This is a genomic window from Enterobacter sp. SM3 (genome assembly GCF_009811935.2).
Taxonomy (GTDB): domain Bacteria; phylum Pseudomonadota; class Gammaproteobacteria; order Enterobacterales; family Enterobacteriaceae; genus Enterobacter; species Enterobacter asburiae_D.
The window spans coordinates 3,652,041-3,673,017 of the sequence record NZ_CP099971.1; the positions used below are offsets into that span (position 1 = coordinate 3,652,041).

Genomic DNA, 20,977 nt, shown 5'->3' on the forward strand with positions numbered 1-20,977 from the left:
AAGTATACTTACACAACGACCTTCACGCCGAAGAAGCTGTCAGATACGCCAGCAACTAAAGCATTACGTTTAAGTGTCAGTCATTGATACGAAGGGATAACTGCGTATCAGCAGCCGGACATTGAGTCGAATAAAGGCTGGTAGAGAGGGACAGTTCTGTGTCACCAGGAGATTAGTCAGAAACATCAGCGGCAGAACAGATGAACCAGCAATTGGTAGTGCACAGAAAACTCTCCAGTATTTAATTATTCAACTTAACACTAAAAAAATCACATAGTTAATATCATAATTTTTCTTTGGTCTACGTATGCGAGAGATATTGTGGCTTTAACCGGGTATTAGGAGTCGTTTCAGATAAAAGATGTTCTTCGATTCGACTGGACTTGGTAATAGCAATAAGTAATCGTTAATATTGAAGGACGAAAGGCTACTTCAAAACAAAGTAACCTTTCCAATATCCCCATATATGGGACAAGTAGTACATTAACTGCACATAGTGCAGGATACATATGACATAAAACTTTTTATTTATGGCATACATTATAAATAACTTGTATTTTATGAATGTCAATAGGTTCTTGTTTAATACTTTTAAAATAATTAATTGATTGTTTTTATTATAGCTTCGCTTGTACAAGCGAAGATCCTCTTGTTCTTGAATGAATAATGCCAATTATAAGAGAAGCAAGGGCTAACTCTACGAAGCCGCTGCGCTTGCTTCTCCGAGTTCCTCTTGCTTTTCAGCCCTTCGGTTAGAAAAGAACAGCCAGACCCAGTAAGCACATATCCATTGAACTGCGCCCAATGTTTTGTGACAGATTACTATAGAAAGGTCGACTTTGGCACGGAGCGTTCAAGCTAACTGAGCTGAAGGTCTGCTGTGAGCGAAAAACGGACCTTCAAATCCAAACCGGTTCAATTGATTAACTTTGGCTGTCAGTCAAGCCATCGTTAACATGAATCCGATCGAAAATTCCTTATCGCATTTTTACAAATACGCAGTGGCAAGAAAGATAGATTCTGGCTCATGACAAGTAGAGTTGTTCATTTGTATAAAGAGACTTCGCCTTCAGGACGCGTTTTGAACCTGCGATGCATCCACAGGTATTGCTCAGGAGCACGGAGAATTTCACGCTCGATGATCTTGTTCATATAAGCCGCTGCGGCGACCTTGTCTTCCCCTGGATAGCCTGACAACGGATTGCTGATATACATGTGATAACCTTTTTTATCGCTACGTCGAATCATGCTAAGTGTGATCAAGTGTGCACCAGCGAGTTTTGACAGAGCATACGTTCCGTTCGTCGTGGCTGCTTTTTTTACCGAGAAAAAAGGTGCAAAAACGCTTCCTTTAGACCCATAATCCTGGTCTGGTGCAAACCAAACGGCTTCACCTGCTTTTAGCGCATGAACAAAACCTGATAAATTACGTCGATTAATCATAGCCTTATTTGAACGCATACGCCCTTTTGTCTGTACCCATTCCATTAATGGATCATTGTGTGGGCGATACGTTGCCATCATAGGATGGCATAACCCCATTACTCTTCCACACAACTCAAGGGACATAAAATGAATCCCGACAACCATTACTCCTCTTGTCGCACCGGTCAGGTTTTCAAGCCCTTCGACATCAAACCATTTTTTGACTCTCGCATCGCTCCAGAACCAGGCCATTCCTGTTTCCATCAGTCCCAGCCCGAGAGAAGCAAAGTTTTTATTGACCATCTGGCTCCGGGCAAACGGTGTCATCTCGGGAAAGCACAGTTCGATATTTCTAATCGCAATCCCTTCCCGGCGTTTCAGAAAGGGTCTGGATATTGTTCCAAGGCCAGAGCCCAGAGTATGTAAAACCGGGTAAGGAAGTTGAACGAGAAGCCACAGCAGACCCAAACCAGACCAGGTAAGCCAGTGGCGAGGATGAAGTAAATTATGAGTAAAAGTCTGTGCCATAAATTTCCTTAATGCTAATGAAGGTTATAACGCAAAAGGAAAACAATGAGGCAATTCGTCTTTAGCGATACATTTTGTTTTAGATAATTTAAATTCATCTAAATTCAGGAAAAAATATTTTTCAATGACTGGTGAATAATTTAAAGAGCCAAGGGTGAATTGTAAGCCAGCAAATTTATTCTGTTATAAATCCATGGTTTTATCATTGATACTCAAGGAATTGTCTTCCTGATTCATCATCATCAAGGTACTCAAAAGAAAGAAGCCGAATTTTGGTAAGTTTATAAAACCACTCACAATCGTTTCGTTGAATAATTTCGCCTGGTTTGAAACATATCCCTGATGCCACCCGAATAATCGCATATTTACCATTACTAAACCTGACCCGGTGAATACAGAAAGGTTGGCCAGGCTGTCCGTGACAGCTGTTCGACATGATATGCCCTTCAATAAAAACAGATTTTTTAGATTTCATTATCATACCCTCTACAACAGCAGTACAGGAGGAATGTTGTCATTTTCCGACATCACTGACGTTAAGTGGCAGAAGCTGATCAGCCGCCGATACACCGGCATTCTGAATGTCTGAACAACAGTCCGCAGGCAGGGCACTCAAGAACCGCATCTTTTCTTAGTTTACCTGCTTTCTGATCGGCTCTGTGTGCACATACCGGGCAGGCAACATGAACCGGTCTTTCTTTAAAATACCTGAGCCCATTTGTATAAGACATAAATAATTCTCTGAGGAATACAGTAATTATTATACGCTTTAATATAAAAATAACTGGCATAAGTTATGTTAAGTTGTGTCTGAATCAGGATATCAGATATTGAAAATTGAACGTCTTATTTATGATACACTACCCTTCCGTGAGAAATTTAAGATGAAATCAGAAGACACCCTTGACTGGTATCCGGCACAACTACCGCCTGTGAAAATTATTCTTGGCGAAGCCGTGCTGGCTGTGGGTAAACAGGGCCGACCGATTAATACCCGCACCTTGCTGGAATACCTTCAGGTCATGCAGGACAAACAAAAAAGGCGGGATGACAAAATCGCCATGCAGACTGCGATTGATGTTCTCAGGGATAATCAGCGCATTAACGGCAGACGTTAATGCACCTCCGGGATCAGTGTCAGTTCTGAATGATCTCAACCGTATGGTTTTGTCCATCATCCTTCAGCGGTATTCTGTCATCAGGGAGGAGAACACCATCCAGCGTCACGCAATATTCTGCATCGCCGCGTGAAACACTAATCTGATAATGGCTTTCACCATATTGATATGCCATAGAAAAAGACGACCACTCATCCGGTAACCTGGCATGAACACTAAAGTCAGTGCCGGAACGTTTTATCCCCAGTAATTCCTCGGTAAGTAAACGCCAGGCCCAGCCTGCGGAACCGGTATACCAGCTCCACCCTGCACGTCCGGTATGGGGAGCGACGCTGTAGACATCAGCACTCATGACATAAGGCTCAGCTTTATAAATCCCGACAGAGTCCGCATTCAGGGTATGATTTATAGGGTTGAGCATTGACCAGAGTTGCCAGGCTCGTCCGGCATTCCCCATTCGGGCAAAGGCCATCACTGCCCAGATGGCGCCATGCGTATACTGCCCTCCGTTTTCCCGCACGCCGGGCAGGTACCCCTGTATGTAGCCCGGATTTGGACCGTGTCCGTCGAAAGGAGGCGTTAACAGTTTGATCAGCCCTCCTTCGTTATCCACAAGGTGCTTATCCAGCGCCTGCATGGCCTTTGCGCACCGTCCCGGGCTCGCGGCGCCGGACAATACAGACCAGCTCTGCGCAATCGCATCAATCCGGCAGTCCTGTGAGGTTTTCGATCCCAGGGGAGTACCATCGTCAAAATACCCGCGCCGGTACCATTCCCCATCCCAGGCGTGGGCTTCGAGATTACTTTGCAGGCGCAGAGCCTGTGAACGGCACATCGCGGCGACGCTTTCATCCAGCCTGCGCTCCGCCAGCGCTGCAAACCGCTGCAAAATGTCGTACAGGAAGAAGCCCAGCCAGACGCTTTCACCTTTGCCTTCGATACCCACCCGGTTCATCCCGTCATTCCAGTCACCAGCCCCCATCAGCGGCAGGCCATGCTCCCCGAAGCGAAGTCCATAGTGAATAGCTTTGACGCAGTGTAACCAGAGTGTCTCTTCGGTGCCGCTGATGACCGGCGTGTCATAGACAGACTCTTCACCAGGCTGAAGCGAGCGTCCCTCCAGATAAGGAATGCGTATTTCCAGTGCATCCATATCCCCCGTCGTTTCAACATAGTGGCAAACAGCAAGCGGCAGCCAAAGATAGTCATCGGAACAGCGGGTACGCACACCGTTGCCGTGAGGCGGGTGCCACCAGTGCTGCACATCCCCCTCGATAAACTGCCGTGATGCACAGAGTATTATCTGTTCACGCATCCGGTCCGGAGCAGCGTGGCTCAGAGCCAGCGTATCCTGCAGCTGATCGCGAAAACCAAATGCACCGCCAGACTGATAGTAGCCACTCCGGGCCATAAGACGGCAGGCGACCGTCTGATACAACAGCCAGCCATTAACCAGTAAATTTACGGACGTGTCGGGGGTGTTAACTACGATTTTATCGAGAACATTGTGCCAGTGATTATGAATCCGGTTCAGCTCCTGGCGGACCGTATCCTCGTTCATGTAGCGGGCCAGCGTCTCCTGAGCACAAACATCATTCTCCTCTGCACCGAGGATAAAAATAAACGTCCTCTGGTCCCCGTCAATTAATGTAACCGCCGATTGCACCGCTCCGCAGGGATCCAGACCGGCCCCCGTCTTACCAGAAAGCTTTTGCAGTTTCATAGCCGAAGGGGCGTGAAGGGAACCATTACGGCCAATAAACTCCCGGCGGTCCCCTGTCAGAGAACAGTCATTACCGCTGACGGCAAAAAATGCAGTTCGGCCGCCACCATTATCACCATAAAAGTTATTCGCAAGTATCCCGCAGCCGCCGGGCGTTCTGGCCACATGTGTCACAATGTGAGGGGCTGAGCGCGTTCGTGTTTCTCCGAGCGTCCACTCTACATAGCCTGTGACGGAAAGTTGACGTGTCCGTCCCGAAGAGTTACTGAGCGTCAGGAGCACCAGTTTAACCGGATCTTCTTCAGCAACCAGGACCGTCAACTCGCTGTCTATACCACTCTCACGATGGGCAAAAACGCTGTAGCCAAAACCATGGCGGGTCAGGTAATCACCGTGTCCGCGAACAGGTAAAGCCGTCGGCGACCAGCACTCCCCGCTCTCTTCATCGCGCAGGTAAAATGCCTCGCCGCTGCGATCGCTCACCGGATCGTTCTCCCACGGCGTCAACCGGTATTCATGGGCATTCTCATACCAGGTATAGGCCTGCCCTGCCTCTGAGATCACACTGCCAAAACGAGAATTTGCCAGTATGTTCGACCAGGGAGCCGGTGTAAGCGCATTTTCCCGAAGGACGATCTGATACTCCCGCCCATCCTGAGAAAATCCACCGTATCCGTTGAAATGGCATAACTGACTGGTATCAGGGCTCCAGTCCGTATGTTGATTACGCTCGCGCACAGCACGCGGAATGAATGCCCTTGCCGGCGATTTCAGGGTATGAATACGCTGGTTAAGCTGCTCATTAATACCCCCTGCGCGGTCATCAAGATAAAGACAGGCCACGCTCATCAAAAGCAACTTATCCTCAGCGGAGAGATGCTCACCGTTGCGGACAAAAAGCCCGCCTTTTTTATCCAGCAGACTGGCTTCAGACCCGGCATAAATTAACTCCATAATCTGATTTTGTAATCCCTGCTGGTAGCCGCCGGGGCTGTTATTCAGGATAACTAAATCAACATCCAGCCCTTTCTGTCTCCAGTAACGGTGTGCCTGAATCAGTGTGGTCACTGAGGTGATACTTTCCTCGCTGGTTATACTCAGCAGCACTATCGGCAGATCCCCTGAAATTGCCCAGCCCCACAGTCCGGACTGGCCACGCCGGTTGCGGCCGATCGCCTGGCCTTCGGCGCGCAGCTCCTGGACAGGGTAAAGCACAGCGCTGGCGAGACTATTGAACAACGTGGCATCATCTTCACTGGCGTTCATCTGGCGCAATACCACCAGACTGTGAGACCAGGCCAGTTCAAAGACGCGATCGGCGATAGGGTAATCGCGATATTTCTCCAGCAACGCCAGGCTCTGCTGACGGGTCTCACTGATGCCATAAATGATATCAATCGTAACCGGCTGCCCCGGCTGCAGAATAATGGCGTTGCGAATTGCCAGTATCGGATCCAGCACCGAGCCCGACGTGTTGCCTAGCATCCCTCCCGTCTCTATTGCCTGTGCATTCGCAGGGTTTCTGCCACGTCCAATAAACCTTGCCCTGTCCGTTTCAAACGACACGTTATGTCGGTTATCGCCGTGCACCACCATCATGTGAAACAGGCAAGGGCCCGGTTCATTCGGTGAACGCGGGCGCCGGTGGCAAAGAATAGCGTCACGCTCAGGAGCCAGCTCAGTCTGAATAAACAAATTGCTGAATGCCGGGTGTGCCAGATCGCTGGCATCAGGTGCCAGTACCACTTCAGCATAGGTTGTCAGCTCCAGAGAGCGAGGCTTGCGACCACGATGAATCAGTGTGAGCCGTCGCAATTCAACATCATCCTCCGGAGAGATCACCACCTGAGTTTTGACGCTGAGTCCCCCTAAGCTGCGTCTGAATTCTGCCCCCGCATCGGTGAACAACACTTCCTCGTCTTGTCCGCTGGTGTAGCCTGTTGGTTGCCAGGTATTGCTCCACACATCTCCCGTCTGGGTATCGCGGATGTAGCAGAATGCTCCCCAGTTATCACGGGTGGTATCACTGCGCCAGCGCGTTAGTGCAATATCATTCCAGCGACTGTAACCGCCGCCGCCCGCGGTCAACATCAGATGATAATGGCCGTTGGACAGGAGTTGAATATCCGGGGCGGGGGTATCCACGCTATAGAAAATACGGGGTTCATAGCGAACGGGTTTGACCATGCCCTCATGAGATTCAAAATGACGGCGCGGACTGTACAGATCGACCGCATCCGGCACGCGCTCCTGTAACAGCAGACTCGCTGACCGGAATACCGTACTGGACATAAAGCGTTCAGTCATGGGGGCATCAAGCAGCACATGAGCCAGCGCCTGAAATGCCATACCCTGGTGATGCGCCATCCAGGACTGTACCACCGCATAGAGCTGACCGGTTGCAAGACGTGAGGGGGTATAGTCCAGCGCTTCATAAAAACCGTATTCTCCGCGTGCACCATTTTTTTGCAGCCTGAACAGGTTCTCACAGGCTCTCTGTGGGGAAACCATCAGCGCCAGCAGCGTGGCGTAAGGAGCGACAACCATGTCATCGGCAAGTCCCCTGCGCAGACCGAGCCCCGGTACGCCAAATGCCTGATACTGATAATTATGCTGAACATCAAAAGCATGATAACCAGACTCTGAAACACCCCATGGCACCCCGCGTTCTTTCCCCCAGTGAATCTGGCGCATAACCGCCGACTGACTCATTTCATCGAGCAGGCTGCCGGGCCAGGTGGGCATCACCAGATTCGGCATCAGATATTCAAACATGGATCCGCTCCATGACATCAGGGCAGTTTCATTATCAATCGTGGTAAACAATCGACCCAGCGCGTACCAGCTTTTAAGAGGCAGCTGATTAGTCGCAATGGCAAGAAAACTGGTCAGGCGGATTTCAGACGGCAGGAGATCGTAGTGGCTCTTGTCAGGCATATTGGTGTCACAGTTATAACCGACGCTGAGCAGACTGGTTGCTTCACTGTACAGAAAGGCGAAATCCATCCGGGCATGCTCATCCAGCCGCTGTTCCAGCTCGGTGATAATATTGAGTCGCATTCGGGCCTGCTCCGCCACTGACGCCGGAGGCGTTCCTGTACCGGTTAATGTCGGACGGGCAAGCTCGCTCAGCGTCGGCAGCTTCTGTTCATTCCAGGATGCAGGCAACCAGCCAAGCAACAGAGACCACTCATGGCAAAGCTGAACCAGTTGATGCTCCAGATGTCCAGCCCAGCGCATCTGAAGAGGAGATCCCTGATGACATGCGCTGGTCAGATGGTTGCACTGGGTGCGAATGCTTTTCAGTTCGCTGAAAAGCGCCTGCGGAGAGAGCGACACCGCGTTCAGGCAATGCTTGCGCAGCAGTCTCAGGCTGTCAGGTGGGTTCTTACCCCACTGTTTTTCCAGAATATCCAGCGTATCGTTCAGTCCTGCCAGTATCTGTTGGTTGCTTAAAACAGGCTGATGACGCATGGCGGACAGGCCTGCACGCAGGGTCAATAAATGCCCGGCCATATTGCCGCTGTCGACGCTGGAGATATAGCGTGGACTTAGGGGAACCAGCGTACGGGTGTCATACCAGTTGTAGAGATGGCCCCGGTAGTGCTCCATTTTATCCATCGTGTCGAGCGTGAGCGACACGCGCCGGAGCACCTCTCCGCCAGGCAGGTAGCCAAAGTCCCATGCCGTCAGGTTAGCCATAAGTGAAAGACCAATATTGGTAGGAGAAGTTCGGTGTGCCACCGTCGGTTGTGGTATTTCCTGATAATTATCAGGTGGAAGCCAGTTCTCTTTTGCTGTGGCAAATGTTTCAAAAAAAGCCCAGATTTCACGGCTTGTCTGGCGTAACAGCTGTTTTTGTTCCTGATTAGGCGAAAAAACCTTACGCACGGGCTGGCGACTCAGCCAGCTCATCAGCAGCGGTGCCACACACCATACCAAACCGATCGGTAACGCAATCCCCAGCAGCTGTGGGGCAAATTGTCCGGTCAGTATTGTCAGCGCCACGCCACCGGCAACGTTAAGCCACATCGCCTGATAAAAACGTGCAACAGTGGGTCTGGCCTGACTGCTGTCCTGGCTGTGGCTGACCCACTGGCTGAGGTGACGCCTGCTTATCCCCAGTCGCCATAGCGTCACGGCGATCGCTTTCAGCGAATATCCGGCTTCGTGCGGCAGTATCGCAAAATTAAGGCTGATACCTGACAGACGCTTCAGCGCGCCCGCCCCCACCAGTAACAGATGCGGCTTCAGGCGGCGACGCAGAGGTTTATGCAGAAGGTCATGGGCGATGCAGAGGATGGCTGGCAAAAGCCATATCAGCGAAAGTACGCCCAGCCAGTAAACCGGATTGGGTACCCCAAGCAGGGTGAAGAACAGCAATACCAGTAAGGAGGGGGCGACCAGACTGCGACGCAGATTATCGAGTAATTTCCAGTAAGAAAGTGCGGTCAGCGGATTCCTGACCCGGGTTCCATCGGCTTTTCTGACGCGTGGTTTTAGCCAGTTAAGCAGTTGCCAGTCACCCCGGATCCAGCGTGAACGTCGTGCAACATCCGACAGATAATTATTGGGATATTGTTCGTAGAGTAACACTTCACTCAGCAGACCCGAACGGGCATAGCATCCTTCGAGTAGGTCATGGCTGAGTACCAGATTTTCCGGGCAGATGTTGGTAGTGGCCTGCATAAAAATATCAACATCGTAAATCCCTTTGCCCACAAACGAGCCTTCCCCAAAGAGATCCTGATAAATATCCGAAGACATCATCGAATAAGGGTTATTGCCCGGTACGCTGCTGCGCAGGGCTGCGTAACGCCCCTGACCGTTGCGTGGTATCTCCTCCGCAAGACCGGGCTGTAAAATACCGAATCCTTTGACAACCCTCTGGCGTACCGGATCATACTCAGGCGTATTCAGCGGATGCGCCATCGTCGCGACGAGTTTGTGTGCCGTATCGCGCGGGAGCACCGTATCGCTGTCCAGTGTAATGACGTATTTTATGTGACCCGGTAAAAGGTGGGCAGGCATCTCTGCAACGCTGACGAATTGCGTTCCGGGATGGCGCAACCAGCTGTTCAGTAACGCCAGTTTTCCCCGCTTGCGTTCATAGCCCATCCACGCTCCTTCCAATGGGTTCCATTCAGGCTGGCGATGTAACAGATAAAAACGTGGTCGGCCGGAGGGGTAGCGGCGATTAAGCGCCTGCGTATCGGCGATAGCCTGTCTGAGCAGCGCGTGACTTTCCGGCGAGGGTTCATTTTCAGAATCAGCAAAATCAGTGAGCAGCGCGAACCTGAGATTTTCGTTTTCATTCCCTAACCAGCAGACTTCAAGACTGGTGAGGAGCTGGCTGAAACTTTCGTGGCTGGTCAACATGCAGGGAATGACTAACATGGTGGCACTGTCAGCGGGAATCCCGGCTGAAAAATCCATCCCCGGCAAGGGTCGAGGAACGCGAAAACGGGTGGTTGCATCACTGAGTAAATCGCTCATTAACTGAGTCAAAGCGATAATCAGAGGCAATATCACCGCGATCAACAGCCAGTCTGTGCCCTGCATGGCGGTTTCGTGCAATATTGCTGCGGTCGCTGCGGTTGTCAGCAGCGTCAGGCTTCCAATCCATGACAGCAGGGTTATTCTGTTGAAACTGTGACGCAAGCGTAGGAGCCTTGAGGCGTCTGCCAGGAGATGAATATCCAGCGCCTGTCGACCTTCGCCCGCAAGATAATAACCAACATGATGTTCCGGTGTATCGGGCGCTTTTTCCTCTGAAAACGCCAGCACTTTCTCTGCAACCTCAGGCTCGCTGAGACCGCTGTCTCTGGCCAGAACCTCAACTACGTGCCGGTAATGATCCCGGGTATTGAAGTGCATCCGGGGATAGATGCCGGCAGGATCATTGCGTAATGTCTGTTCGACAACGCTTATCGTTTCGGCGAAATCAGCCCAGTCCGTTTCACTCAATAATCGCAGGCCCGCAATGCTGTTACTTACGGACAGCTGGCTGGCGGCAAGCTGCTGATTGAAACTATGTATGAGAACGTCAGTGGTGATCCCCTGTTCCCGAAGGCACTGATCAACCCAGGTCAGAGGTAACGACAGCGCGTTGCCATGCCCCTGCAGGCGCCGCACCAGCTCTGCGACAAACGCACTGGTTAACGGAGGCCGGGAGCGCGCCATATCGGCAACCACCATGATTAAATCACCAGGCGCACTCTCTGCGCATTCGACAATCCTTGTTATCCACGTATCGGCAAGGTTTCTGTCTTGCTGCGCTTTTATCACTTCCATACTGATACGACGAAGATTTTCAATCAGCGCCAGGCGCAGCATTCCCGGTAACGCCCAGACTTCACCCAGCGTCAGCGGCGTCACCTGTTGATAGGCAGTGAGATAGCTGGTCAGGCTGGCGGTATCCCAGCGGCCATCGCCGTGAGCAATAGCCTCTGATGCAATATGATAAATTCGTGGGCAATTCAGCGGCGATACCAGCGACGGAAGACCTTTGCCAAAGCTTTTCGGCAGATGCTGGCGGACAGTGCGGATTTGTTCCTCAATCAGATAATAATTGTCCAGCAGCCATTCACCGGCGGGCATGATACTGGTCTTTTTACCCGCGTTAAGCTCATAGCAGTTTTGGGTAATGACGGCCTCATTGTCGCCAAGCCGTTTCAGAAGATAATAAGGATGCTTATCCGGTGATACTTTATGAGTCCGCGCCAGCTTCTGGCCGTAGCGTTCCATCTGGACGGTCGAAAAGAGTTCTGACCGCGGCGAGCTTTCACCGGCAGGATCGTTCGCCGAAAACGTTATGTTTTCGGCAGCATTCATCAGTATACGGGAGCGGTTAAACCACGCTCTGGGGATCATTTTCATAGCATTGCTCTGATGCGACGTTAGCGCGCAGGAGCAGTTGCGAAATCAGTTCAGAAACGTTCTCTCAGGATGGGCGTCAGGCATCAGGGATTTAACAGCTGCCGGAATCTAACATAAGTATAGGACATGAGCTCTGTTCTGCGGTTTTGGTCGAGCTAGCGTCGGGAGATAAACAGAGCCTTACATCCGGGGCAAAGCATGGTCTGGTTGAGCCGGATTTTTGACAACGGTTGTACTGATTTTAAGCCACAAACAGGACAGGCAGCTGTGGCAGTAGACGCACTGCTGAAGAATTTCATTGCGTAATTGATAACAGACATAACCATTAACCTTTCAATGAATGAGCTTCACCGTACCATATGTGGTTAAGTTTTAATCTATCTATTTTGACACACTGAAAATCAGGAAAGATAAATGTTCGCAGCCACAGGCCCCCTGAGACCGTTTATCCGGCAAAACTCTATGCGGCTTCCAGGGATGAGTAATTCTGATTCGCGGGAGTTAACGGCTGAAATGTGAAGCAGAACGTCTTTTCGTCCATCAGATGGGATGATGAGGCCTTTACCACTAAGAATATCAAAGCTTTTGACAATTCCTGTCATTTTATGGGACAAGTCAATTCCTTATTGAAAACACGTAAAGACTATACATTGAAAATGGCATTCAGCCACTTTTATTTTCCCTACAGGACCTCTGGACGGCTAAAAGATAATTTGCTTATATTGATTCCCTGTGCCTTAATGAATCCCATCAGTTCGATGTACTAATGAAAGTTAGAAATTTTCCGGGCAGTTCTCATTACCAGGCGCTATCGTTGATATCCCCTCTTTTTGAGTCCATACATTTACTATCAATACAATGATGTATAACAGGAGTCAGTATGACCTCTAGAATTACAGGCCTGGTAAAATGGTTTAACGAAGACAAAGGTTTTGGCTTCATCTCTCCTCTTGATGGCAGCAAAGATATCGTTGTCCATTTTTCTGCGCTTAATGGCGACAACTTTAAAACTTTATTTGAAGGACAGAAAGTTGAATTCGCCATTCAGATCGGAGACAAAGGTCCTGCTGCTGCAAACGTAATACTTTGCGATAAATAAATCAATGTGGGTCTGCGATAACGATGAAGGATTATCCCTGAGTAGACAGCCCCATAACTTAAATCAGTGAAAAATCGTTTATTCTTAATATCTGATCAGCATATTCTTCACAATTATGAGTGTGCTGACCGATGTAATGAAGTGCAGGACTACTGCATAAAAATTTTAAAAGCACAAACTAACTGCTTGTTAAATAAGAAGTGCGTAATGAGCGAGGCTATCTCCGAAAGAACCACGTAATGGCTTTGACCTTAATGGCATCTGCCAGCTAACACCCACGAGAGAACAGGATAATAGAATATGATTAAAGTCCTTGTTTTCTTTAATGCTGAATCCTGTAAAGTCATGACCGTTCTGGAAGGTATATCCTCTATCAGGCAGGAATATCCAAACGGTGAATAAACACATCTTCGGATTATGTCTGCAGGTTTTCCTTCCTTAACTGGCGATCATGGCATTGTTTACGTGGCTACTGACAGGGAGTTAACGTCACAGGAGATATTTGATGCGGCCAGGAAATATTTATAGCAGTTTCATTACCTTCTCTGCTTCATGTTTAATTGCGTACCTACCCTATTTATAAGATACAAACAAAAAAAATAAGTAAAAAAACTTTATAGCCTGCTAACCGCAGGCTTTTTTTTCAACACATTCTTTTAAAAATCGCTGTCAAATCAGGAAGTCACACTATGTGCATTGACAAAATACAGATGGCCCTCTACCTCCCTTCATGCTATTTTGCCTTTTATGATGAATCCTTCTGAGCGGCAGGGCAAATTAACCTGATGAATTTTCTAATGGAATGTTCATCATGCACGAACGAAGCAGCGGGTCATAGGGATACCCAAAGGCTTACCGGGAGGCATCGGCATCATATTCATAAGCATCAAGCGATGCAGCAGAGGATTTTTCTCTGGATGTTTTATGCTTCTTGTTTTGTAAGAATTATTGAAAGATTGTTATATATTTAGTCCAGCAATATGTCTGGCAACTATAATGGTTAGTTACTTCCTTTCCGAGTTCGGTGCTTCTTTTAAGGAGGATTTCACTTTTTACAAATTGGTGATTTCTTTAATGACTATAATATTTTCAATACTTATCTTATTTTTGTTAAATAATGCACTCATGAAGTAAGGAGATACAGTTAAATTTCATCTCGAAGATAATCATCTTCTTCCTGAGATAAAACCTAAAGCGAAGCCTATACCGACTGCTATGAGAATACTTGTCGCAGGATATGACTCAACTTTATTCTTCATGCTGTTAGCCCCACTACGTAACGCATCATCGGTTTTAGTAGCGTATTCTTTTACTGTTTCCTTAAATTCATTTTCAGACTTTTCAGGTGAATGGTTAAACATGGCACTCTCCGGTTTGAAATTATTTATTTAAGTATAGTCAACACCCTTAGGAAAATAAAAAGTTGCAGCTAAATAACACGACTTAGATTATTATTTTCTTACAGTGCTTTTTTATATATTTAATGAGTATATGCAAACCTAATCGGCGTTACAGTGTAGGGTACCCTATACTATTAAAACCTCATAAAGATAGGATGCCGGAGTAGACTATGCTAACTTATTTAGAGATCCCAACTGCAGATGTCAGGTTGATGCAAGAAGAATGGCAGTATTCCATTAACGAATGGGAAGATGAAGGAGGGGCGTCTGAAAAAATATATAACGATGTTGACATTCTAAAAAGTAACAATATGGAATTAATTTTTGATTTACTGTGCTTTGAAAATGAAGGGAAATAGCAACGGTAAATATCGTCTTTTCTTTTCTAATGTTCGTATTTGGTTCATCGCCGCCCAGAAACCTTGCCGCAGGAGCAATTCGTAAAGAATACAACCACACATTCGAAACCGCCCTAACTTTATGTATTGATCAAAAAATTCTGGTCAATGCCTTAGCTTTTTCCAAAGACGATTTCCGCGTCGACGCTTACTCTACTTGGTTCGTTAACTTCAAAGAAACAGCCGGAACTTCCTGCATGTATTGACCTGCTCAGCATTAACAAATTCAATAGAGATGTAATAAAATTCCGCTTCTGGCAAAGGGCTGCTGTTGCAGCCCTCACAAATTAAACTTCAATAGACTCAGATATCTCCAGGGTATCATCCACTTCAATACCGAGATAAAGGACTGTACTTTCAAGTTTTTTGTGACCTAACAATAGCTGGATCACTCGAAGATTCTTCGTTTTTTTATAGATCAGATATGGCTTGGTTCTTCGCATAGAATGCGTACTGTACAGAGTCTCGTCGAGACCTAGCTTATCAATCCATCCATGAAAAATACGGTTATATTGCCTGGTTGAGATATGTCGTGAAGAACCGACGCGGGACTGGAACAGATAGTCGCTACTACGTAGATGAGCCATTTTGATCCATGCTGCTACAGCCTCTCTGGTTCCCTTAGTCAGTTCAAACTGAACGGGGCTTCCCGTTTTTTGCTGCAGCACTGTCGCTCTGCCCGAAACAGAGTGCCCATAGGCCACATCAGAAACTTTTAGCTTAACCAGATCACAGCCCCGAAGTTTACTGTCCAGAGCCATGTTAAACAGAGCTAAATCGCGTACTTTTCCTTCCATCTCAAGTCTGATACGGATTCCCCAGATATGAGAGATCTGAAGAGGCCGTTTCTGGCCAATAATACGGCCTTTATTCCAGGGGGATGTTGTCATGCTCATTCTCCTTTGGGTTAGGAGATGTGATTATGGTTGTCCCATATGAGCGAAAATCGGATGCCCGCATAGCGTAAACAGGCGTCCGATATTTTGAAGTGGGCAGATTACTTAATCCGCTTCCCCGTTTCGTCAATGACCTTCTCGCCATCCTCTTTGGTAAACGCTCCTTTCTGGCCTTCCGGTAGAATATCCAGCACTATTTCTGAAGGGCGGCAAAGACGAGTGCCAAGCGGCGTAACGACAACCGGCCGATTAATCAGGATCGGATGTTGAAGCATGAAATCAATCAACTGCTCATCACTAAATTTCTCTTCATCAAGACCCAGGTGTTCATAAGGCTCAACATTCTTACGCAGTAATGCACGCACCGTAATTCCCATATCTGAAATAAGTTTAATCAGCTCATCACGGGTGGGTGGCGTATCGAGATAATGAATTATCGTCGGTTCGTTGCCGCTGTTACGGATCATCTCCAGCGTGTTGCGTGAGGTGCCACAGGCCGGGTTGTGATAGATGGTAATGTTGCTCATATCAGTATCTCATTACAAAGTGACAGAGAGCCGCCACGCCAGAGCGGCCAGAGTGACAAACAGCACCGGCACAGTCATGACAATGCCGGTCCGGAAGTAATATCCCCAAGTGATCGTCATATTTTTCCGGGCAAGCACATGCAGCCACAGCAGGGTTGCAAGACTGCCTATCGGGGTGATTTTCGGGCCTAAATCGCAGCCAATCACATTGGCATAAATCATTGCCTCTTTGACGACGCCAGTCGCCGCACTCCCGTCAATCGACAGCGCACCAATCAGCACCGTCGGCATATTGTTCATCACTGATGAGAGAAATGCCGTCAGGAAGCCGGTGCCGAACGTCGCTGCCCATAACCCCTTGTCTGCCAGCTGATTCAGCACACCAGACAGGTACTCCGTGAGCCCTGCATTGCGCAGGCCATAGACCACGAGGTACATGCCCAGCGAGAAAATAACGATCTGCCATGGCGCACCGCGCAGGACTTTCCCGGTGTTGATGGCATGGCCTCTTTTCGCCACCACAAACAGCACTGCTGCGCCAGCCGCCGCTATCGCACTGACCGGGATCCCCAGCGGCTCCAGAACAAAGAAACCGACAAGCAGTAATAACAGGACAATCCAGCCCGCCCTGAAGGTTGCCGGATCCTTGATCGCACTGGCTGGTTTCTTCAGCAGCGAAACGTCATACGTTGCCGGAATATCCCTGCGGAAGAAGAAATGCAGCATGGTCAGCGTGGCCGCAATCGCTGCCGCATCCACGGGGATCATAACGGAAGCATACTGCGTAAAGCCCAGACCGAAGAAGTCCGCCGAGACGATATTAACCAGGTTAGAAACAATGAGCGGCAGGCTGGCCGTATCTGCAATAAACCCTGCAGCCATGACAAAGGCCAGTGTCGTGCCCTGGCTGAACCCCAGTGCGAGCAGCATCGCAATCACAATCGGCGTCAGGATCAGCGCGGCGCCGTCATTGGCAAACAACGCAGCAACAGCGGCACCGAGCAAGACTATCCAGGTGAACAGCAGGCGGCCACGTCCGTTACCCCAGCGGGAGACGTGCAGTGCGGCCCATTCAAAGAAGCCGGACTCATCGAGCAGCAGGCTGATGATGATGACCGCAATAAATGCCGCTGTCGCGTTCCAGACGATATTCCAGACAACGGGAATATCAGCGACATGGATGACACCGGTTCCCAGCGCCAGCACTGCCCCGATACTCGCGCTCCAGCCAATACTCAGGCCTCTGGGTTGCCAGATCACCAGTACCAGCGTCAGTAAAAATATACTCCCTGCCAGAAGCATCTCAGACTCCATCATATATGATTATGTAAATATCTTCCTGCCTCAGCAGGAGGTGCAGGCTGATTTATCCAGCCATTCACGCACATCCTCCCGCATACACTGCCAGGACGTTGTGATTGTCTCAGCTGCCCACGCTGGTATGTGGGGTGACAGACGATAGTGGATCCATTTGCCTTCACGACGGTCAAGTACCAGCCCGGCCTCACGAAGGATAGCCATATGTCGCGAGATTTTTGGCTGTGATTCAGAGGTGGCCGCGCAGATATCGCAGACGCACAGTTCACCGGACTCCCGGAGAAGCATGACGATGGTGAGCCGTGTTTTATCCGACAGGATTTTGAAAAGCTGAACAGGTTGTAGCATTTGTCACTCCATTCCCTTTAGAATATACATATGGTAAATCATATGTATTAACTTTGAAATCATCTGGTCTGTCCGGAGGAGAAAAATGGAACAATTTCCTGCCCTGAACACCGAATGCTTTGATCAACACATCGCTGAACGTCTGCACCTGCAGGAGCCACCACGGATTCTGATTCTGTATGGCTCAGTAAGAGAGCGCTCCTACAGCCGTTTTGCCGCGGAAGAAGCTGGTCGCCTGCTGACGGCGATGGGCGCGGAGGTAAAACGCTTTAACCCCTCCGGTTTACCCCTGCCGGATGATGCGCCGGACATGCACCCTAAAGTCACCGAGCTGCGCGGTCTGGTCAGATGGTGTGACGGGATGGTGTGGAGTTCTCCGGAACGGCACGGGGCTATGAGCGCAGTTATGAAGGCGCAGATTGACTGGATACCCTTAAGTGAAGGCGCGGTTCGTCCTTCGCAGGGCAAAACACTTGCGGTAATGCAGGTCTGCGGTGGTTCCCAGTCCTTCAATGCAGTGAACCAGATGCGTATTCTGGGCCGCTGGATGCGGATGTTTACGATACCCAACCAGTCTTCCGTAGCCAGGGCATGGCAAGAGTTCGACGAAAACGGCCGAATGAAACCTTCGTCATGGTATGACCGCATCGTCGATGTAGCCGAGGAGCTGTTTAAAATCACACTGCTGCTTAAGGGACAAACCGGTTATCTTGCGGATCGTTACAGCGAGCGAAAAGAGAGCCATCAGGAGCTTTCATCCCGTGTCAATCAGGACAAAATATAACGTCTGTTCTTCGTGAATCCATACTGCATGAGCTTAACAACGTCCGCTATTGGCACTAAGCGGACAAGCTTAGTGAGCTGAAGATCTGATGTAAGCGAGATATAGTCATTCGCTCCCTGAGAATTACACTTTGAAGTGATTCAGGGCATGCGCTTACTGGTTACGAATATTGAGCGAGAATCACGTGATGATCGCCGCTTTTCTTTCGAGCCAGTAGGTGCTCTGATCCTATCCACATAATGTGTACGCGGCCCTAAGCGAGGTTCTGACTTTCAAACTGTTCCGGGCTGAGACTGATCTTACCTGCGAATATTGGACACGCGAGTAAGGGAGTAGACTCTTTGCCAGCATGCCGAAAATACCTCCTTTTTTATAGGAACTATTGTCCCTGAAAATCAACTATCGATCAGAACAGCGGAGAAAGCAGGCCGTAAATGTTTTCTCAGATATGAATTTCTTAGCTTTATTGGTACACCTATGAACAATAGTTTTATTCGAATTAAAAGTTATACCTGAGCACAGAATAACTGAGATGATATGAGCCAGTTTCCCTCCTCACTCTAACAATCATAATATGGATAGAGTTGAAGCAATTTTTTATTGATGGAACACTGTTACTGAAAATATTCCTGCAATATAAAATCTCGAAAAAATACTACCCCGCTCTCTGAAGAGCATATACCACAATTTATACTCCTATCAACACCTGATATTTTCAGCCTCTATTCCTGACAATCATGTAATTTCACCCATAAACAAATAAGTTTATTAATGATAAATAAAAACAGCACTTTTTGACAAATATTATATTCCTTATATAAAACATCAAATTAAATTAATTAAATAAAAAGAAAACGCTTGCGTATTTTTCATCATTAAAAAATAAATTTGATTTATATTTATTTGATAATATATATTCATTTCACCAAAACAATAAAGGAGAATAAAAATGAAAAAACACAATTACCCAACACTGACAAACTACCTTGCCAAAACCAAAAAGAATGCAGATCTCTATAGATTATATAACCCACAATTTTCTGTATTCGGAAAACCAGTAAGTGAAGAGCGGGATTTTTACTTTTGTTACTTTTCCAGGCATATGATTACTCAGAGAAATATCTTAACCCTCTTTTCTATTCATACCTTTCTCTCTTACAACGTAAGCAAGAAAGAGACAATTAAATCATTTGTACATTTTCTCAGAAACGCAAACAATGACACCTTCAACAATGCATTTCAGTTTCGCGGGTGCAATATCATTTATCAAAACAAGAAGAGAGAAGTTAAAGAGATCTCATGGTTTTCATTCTCACGGATCTATGACGATATCGTAAAAATCAAAGAGTATAGTGCTAACAATGAAATTTATAACAAATTCGCAGCCTAAAAAGGAGAGAAACATGACTAAACAAATGATAAACATATTAATCCAAAGTGAGACGAGAGAGGAAGTTATGAATTGCATAAATTCAGGAATAAATATTAATGCTGTTGATTATTGTGGTAGAAATGCCCTTTTCTATTGCGACCAATTAGACGCTGTCAAAGCAATGATTGAAGCAGGCATAGAACTAAACCACATAGACAGTTATGGTAATAATGCACTGTTTTGTAACACTAATCCAAACGTTCTGAAATTGTTAATCCATTCAGGCATTAATATTCAGCACAAGAATAATCAAGGCCAATCCTGCCTTCACCAGAAACGCTATAATATAAAATGTGCAGAAATTCTTATTAATGCAGGTGCTGATATCAACAGTATTGATATTGAAGGCCAGACTGTACTCTACAACCTCTATTCCATAGATGCTTTTGACTACTGGATAGAAAAAGGCTGTAATATTAATCACACTGATCATAATGGTAAATCAGTACTCGATTTGTCTGTGGACAATGGAAAGTGGCATTACAAATCAAACGTCAGTGCTCTTATCCGACATATAGAAAAAATCGATAGCACACCTGTTTTAATCAGACATATCACTTATGACTCTTTAGAGCTTATTAAATTCCTCAAACAAAATGGTATTAATTTCATGCTTGCAGAGCATTGTACAGTTGAATTATATGTTAAAGACATGAGATCAATCTTTAACGAAATAAAACAACATATCGAAATCAAGCACACACAGTTTTATAATTGTCGCAATGAGCATATTGGTATCTACACCGGCATAGAGAGAGTGAAATGGTTTATTCGAAATGGAATCCGAATGGACGACGATATACTCAGACAGCGTTCTGACTCCGATAAGATTTTTTCTTATATCGCAGGAAGAGAGAAAAAAGACCTGTTAAAAGAAATGAAGCCTGAGATCCCCCGTGCACCTGTGCGAAAAAGACTCTAAAAATCTGGAGTAAACAACCCTTTTCTTAGTCTGAAAGGTTTCATTTAATGACCACTAATCTGATATGTCCTCGTGGGTATACTATTTGTCAAATGGTATACCTTTTTTAATCCAAATAATTAAATTATTTACCCCGTAACATCTTGACTTATTCACTTCATCGGTTATCTGTAGTAATAAA

General features: G+C 47.4%; 17 protein-coding genes and 1 pseudogene. 7 read left to right on the forward strand and 11 right to left on the reverse strand.

Annotation, left to right across the window (positions count from 1 at the left end):
- Window positions 1–1,044 precede the first annotated feature (1,044 nt).
- From lpxP to GVO84_RS17075, 3 genes are all read right to left on the reverse strand, one after another.
- Complete coding sequence (gene lpxP, locus GVO84_RS17065; RefSeq protein ID WP_023479857.1) at window positions 1,045–1,953, reverse strand: kdo(2)-lipid IV(A) palmitoleoyltransferase; 909 nt, start codon at window positions 1,951–1,953, stop codon at window positions 1,045–1,047.
- Between the two features lie 202 nt (window positions 1,954–2,155).
- Window positions 2,156–2,428 carry a hypothetical protein gene (locus tag GVO84_RS17070; protein WP_176691153.1) on the reverse strand — a complete coding sequence of 91 codons (273 nt, stop codon included), beginning with the start codon at window positions 2,426–2,428 and terminating at the stop codon, window positions 2,156–2,158.
- Between the two features lie 79 nt (window positions 2,429–2,507).
- The gene (locus GVO84_RS17075; RefSeq protein ID WP_369122564.1) at window positions 2,508–2,744 is read right to left on the reverse strand and encodes a YnfU family zinc-binding protein; all 237 of its coding nucleotides are present in this window, start codon (window positions 2,742–2,744) and stop codon (window positions 2,508–2,510) included.
- 93 nt (window positions 2,745–2,837) lie between these two features.
- On the opposite strand from GVO84_RS17075, the gene GVO84_RS17080 reads away from it, so the two are divergent.
- Window positions 2,838–3,071 carry a hypothetical protein gene (locus tag GVO84_RS17080; protein WP_004132711.1) on the forward strand — a complete coding sequence of 78 codons (234 nt, stop codon included), beginning with the start codon at window positions 2,838–2,840 and terminating at the stop codon, window positions 3,069–3,071.
- Window positions 3,072–3,090: 19 nt separating this feature from the next.
- On the opposite strand, the gene GVO84_RS17085 is transcribed toward GVO84_RS17080, so the two are convergent.
- The 3 genes from GVO84_RS17085 to cspF form a co-directional block, all read right to left on the reverse strand.
- Window positions 3,091–11,673: a GH36-type glycosyl hydrolase domain-containing protein gene (locus tag GVO84_RS17085; RefSeq protein WP_023479820.1), complete on the reverse strand. Its 8,583-nt coding sequence runs from the start codon at window positions 11,671–11,673 to the stop codon at window positions 3,091–3,093.
- A gap of 155 nt (window positions 11,674–11,828) precedes the next feature.
- The gene (locus GVO84_RS17090; protein WP_305955329.1) at window positions 11,829–11,999 is read right to left on the reverse strand and encodes a YnfU family zinc-binding protein; all 171 of its coding nucleotides are present in this window, start codon (window positions 11,997–11,999) and stop codon (window positions 11,829–11,831) included.
- 75 nt (window positions 12,000–12,074) lie between these two features.
- A complete protein-coding gene (gene cspF / locus GVO84_RS17095; protein WP_001446195.1) occupies window positions 12,075–12,287 on the reverse strand; it encodes a cold shock-like protein CspF in 213 nt (70 codons plus the stop codon).
- Window positions 12,288–12,553: 266 nt separating this feature from the next.
- Here cspF and GVO84_RS17100 point away from each other — a divergent pair, with 266 nt between their 5' ends.
- Both GVO84_RS17100 and GVO84_RS17105 read left to right on the forward strand, forming a co-directional pair.
- Window positions 12,554–12,772, forward strand: a complete 219-nt coding sequence (locus GVO84_RS17100) for a cold shock domain-containing protein (RefSeq protein ID WP_016239707.1) — start codon at window positions 12,554–12,556, stop codon at window positions 12,770–12,772.
- 300 nt (window positions 12,773–13,072) lie between these two features.
- Window positions 13,073–13,300, forward strand: a pseudogene (locus tag GVO84_RS17105) (hypothetical protein).
- A gap of 638 nt (window positions 13,301–13,938) precedes the next feature.
- On the opposite strand, the gene GVO84_RS17110 reads toward GVO84_RS17105, so the two are convergent.
- The gene (locus GVO84_RS17110) at window positions 13,939–14,133 is read right to left on the reverse strand and encodes a hypothetical protein (protein ID WP_023479757.1); all 195 of its coding nucleotides are present in this window, start codon (window positions 14,131–14,133) and stop codon (window positions 13,939–13,941) included.
- A 209-nt stretch (window positions 14,134–14,342) separates the two neighbouring features.
- Here GVO84_RS17110 and GVO84_RS17115 point away from each other — a divergent pair, with 209 nt between their 5' ends.
- A complete protein-coding gene (locus tag GVO84_RS17115) occupies window positions 14,343–14,531 on the forward strand; it encodes a hypothetical protein (RefSeq protein ID WP_159514723.1) in 189 nt (62 codons plus the stop codon).
- A 326-nt stretch (window positions 14,532–14,857) separates the two neighbouring features.
- Here the strand turns inward: GVO84_RS17115 and GVO84_RS17120 are convergent, their stop codons facing one another.
- From GVO84_RS17120 to GVO84_RS17135, 4 genes are all read right to left on the reverse strand, one after another.
- On the reverse strand, window positions 14,858–15,460 hold the full coding sequence (locus GVO84_RS17120) for a site-specific integrase (RefSeq protein ID WP_159514724.1): 603 nt from the start codon (window positions 15,458–15,460) through the stop codon (window positions 14,858–14,860).
- Between the two features lie 107 nt (window positions 15,461–15,567).
- Window positions 15,568–15,993 carry a glutaredoxin-dependent arsenate reductase gene (gene arsC, locus GVO84_RS17125; RefSeq protein WP_023479704.1) on the reverse strand — a complete coding sequence of 142 codons (426 nt, stop codon included), beginning with the start codon at window positions 15,991–15,993 and terminating at the stop codon, window positions 15,568–15,570.
- Between the two features lie 12 nt (window positions 15,994–16,005).
- Window positions 16,006–17,295, reverse strand: a complete 1,290-nt coding sequence (locus tag GVO84_RS17130; protein ID WP_159514725.1) for an arsenic transporter — start codon at window positions 17,293–17,295, stop codon at window positions 16,006–16,008.
- A 42-nt stretch (window positions 17,296–17,337) separates the two neighbouring features.
- Window positions 17,338–17,658 (reverse strand): transcriptional regulator, encoded by a 321-nt coding sequence (locus tag GVO84_RS17135; protein ID WP_023479906.1) that lies wholly within the window; start codon window positions 17,656–17,658, stop codon window positions 17,338–17,340.
- Between the two features lie 85 nt (window positions 17,659–17,743).
- Here GVO84_RS17135 and arsH point away from each other — a divergent pair, with 85 nt between their 5' ends.
- From arsH to GVO84_RS17150, 3 genes are all read left to right on the forward strand, one after another.
- On the forward strand, window positions 17,744–18,442 hold the full coding sequence (gene arsH, locus GVO84_RS17140) for an arsenical resistance protein ArsH (protein ID WP_023479795.1): 699 nt from the start codon (window positions 17,744–17,746) through the stop codon (window positions 18,440–18,442).
- A 949-nt stretch (window positions 18,443–19,391) separates the two neighbouring features.
- Window positions 19,392–19,832, forward strand: a complete 441-nt coding sequence (locus GVO84_RS17145; protein WP_159514726.1) for a hypothetical protein — start codon at window positions 19,392–19,394, stop codon at window positions 19,830–19,832.
- A 13-nt stretch (window positions 19,833–19,845) separates the two neighbouring features.
- Window positions 19,846–20,796 carry an ankyrin repeat domain-containing protein gene (locus GVO84_RS17150; RefSeq protein WP_159514727.1) on the forward strand — a complete coding sequence of 317 codons (951 nt, stop codon included), beginning with the start codon at window positions 19,846–19,848 and terminating at the stop codon, window positions 20,794–20,796.
- The last annotated feature ends 181 nt before the right edge of the window (window positions 20,797–20,977 follow it).

What these genes read in the sequence shown, in the direction of transcription:
- lpxP (WP_023479857.1), bottom strand. Translation starts at nt 1,953, where the DNA reads ATGGCACAGACTTTTACTCATAATTTACTTCATCCTCGCCACTGGCTT.
- GVO84_RS17070 (WP_176691153.1), bottom strand. Translation starts at nt 2,428, where the DNA reads ATGAAATCTAAAAAATCTGTTTTTATTGAAGGGCATATCATGTCGAAC.
- GVO84_RS17075 (WP_369122564.1), bottom strand. Translation starts at nt 2,744, where the DNA reads ATGCCAGTTATTTTTATATTAAAGCGTATAATAATTACTGTATTCCTC.
- GVO84_RS17080 (WP_004132711.1), top strand. Translation starts at nt 2,838, where the DNA reads ATGAAATCAGAAGACACCCTTGACTGGTATCCGGCACAACTACCGCCT.
- GVO84_RS17085 (WP_023479820.1), bottom strand. Translation starts at nt 11,673, where the DNA reads ATGAAAATGATCCCCAGAGCGTGGTTTAACCGCTCCCGTATACTGATG.
- GVO84_RS17090 (WP_305955329.1), bottom strand. Translation starts at nt 11,999, where the DNA reads ATGGTTATGTCTGTTATCAATTACGCAATGAAATTCTTCAGCAGTGCG.
- GVO84_RS17100 (WP_016239707.1), top strand. Translation starts at nt 12,554, where the DNA reads ATGACCTCTAGAATTACAGGCCTGGTAAAATGGTTTAACGAAGACAAA.
- GVO84_RS17110 (WP_023479757.1), bottom strand. Translation starts at nt 14,133, where the DNA reads ATGTTTAACCATTCACCTGAAAAGTCTGAAAATGAATTTAAGGAAACA.
- GVO84_RS17115 (WP_159514723.1), top strand. Translation starts at nt 14,343, where the DNA reads ATGCTAACTTATTTAGAGATCCCAACTGCAGATGTCAGGTTGATGCAA.
- GVO84_RS17120 (WP_159514724.1), bottom strand. Translation starts at nt 15,460, where the DNA reads ATGACAACATCCCCCTGGAATAAAGGCCGTATTATTGGCCAGAAACGG.
- arsC (WP_023479704.1), bottom strand. Translation starts at nt 15,993, where the DNA reads ATGAGCAACATTACCATCTATCACAACCCGGCCTGTGGCACCTCACGC.
- GVO84_RS17130 (WP_159514725.1), bottom strand. Translation starts at nt 17,295, where the DNA reads ATGCTTCTGGCAGGGAGTATATTTTTACTGACGCTGGTACTGGTGATC.
- GVO84_RS17135 (WP_023479906.1), bottom strand. Translation starts at nt 17,658, where the DNA reads ATGCTACAACCTGTTCAGCTTTTCAAAATCCTGTCGGATAAAACACGG.
- arsH (WP_023479795.1), top strand. Translation starts at nt 17,744, where the DNA reads ATGGAACAATTTCCTGCCCTGAACACCGAATGCTTTGATCAACACATC.
- GVO84_RS17145 (WP_159514726.1), top strand. Translation starts at nt 19,392, where the DNA reads ATGAAAAAACACAATTACCCAACACTGACAAACTACCTTGCCAAAACC.
- GVO84_RS17150 (WP_159514727.1), top strand. Translation starts at nt 19,846, where the DNA reads ATGACTAAACAAATGATAAACATATTAATCCAAAGTGAGACGAGAGAG.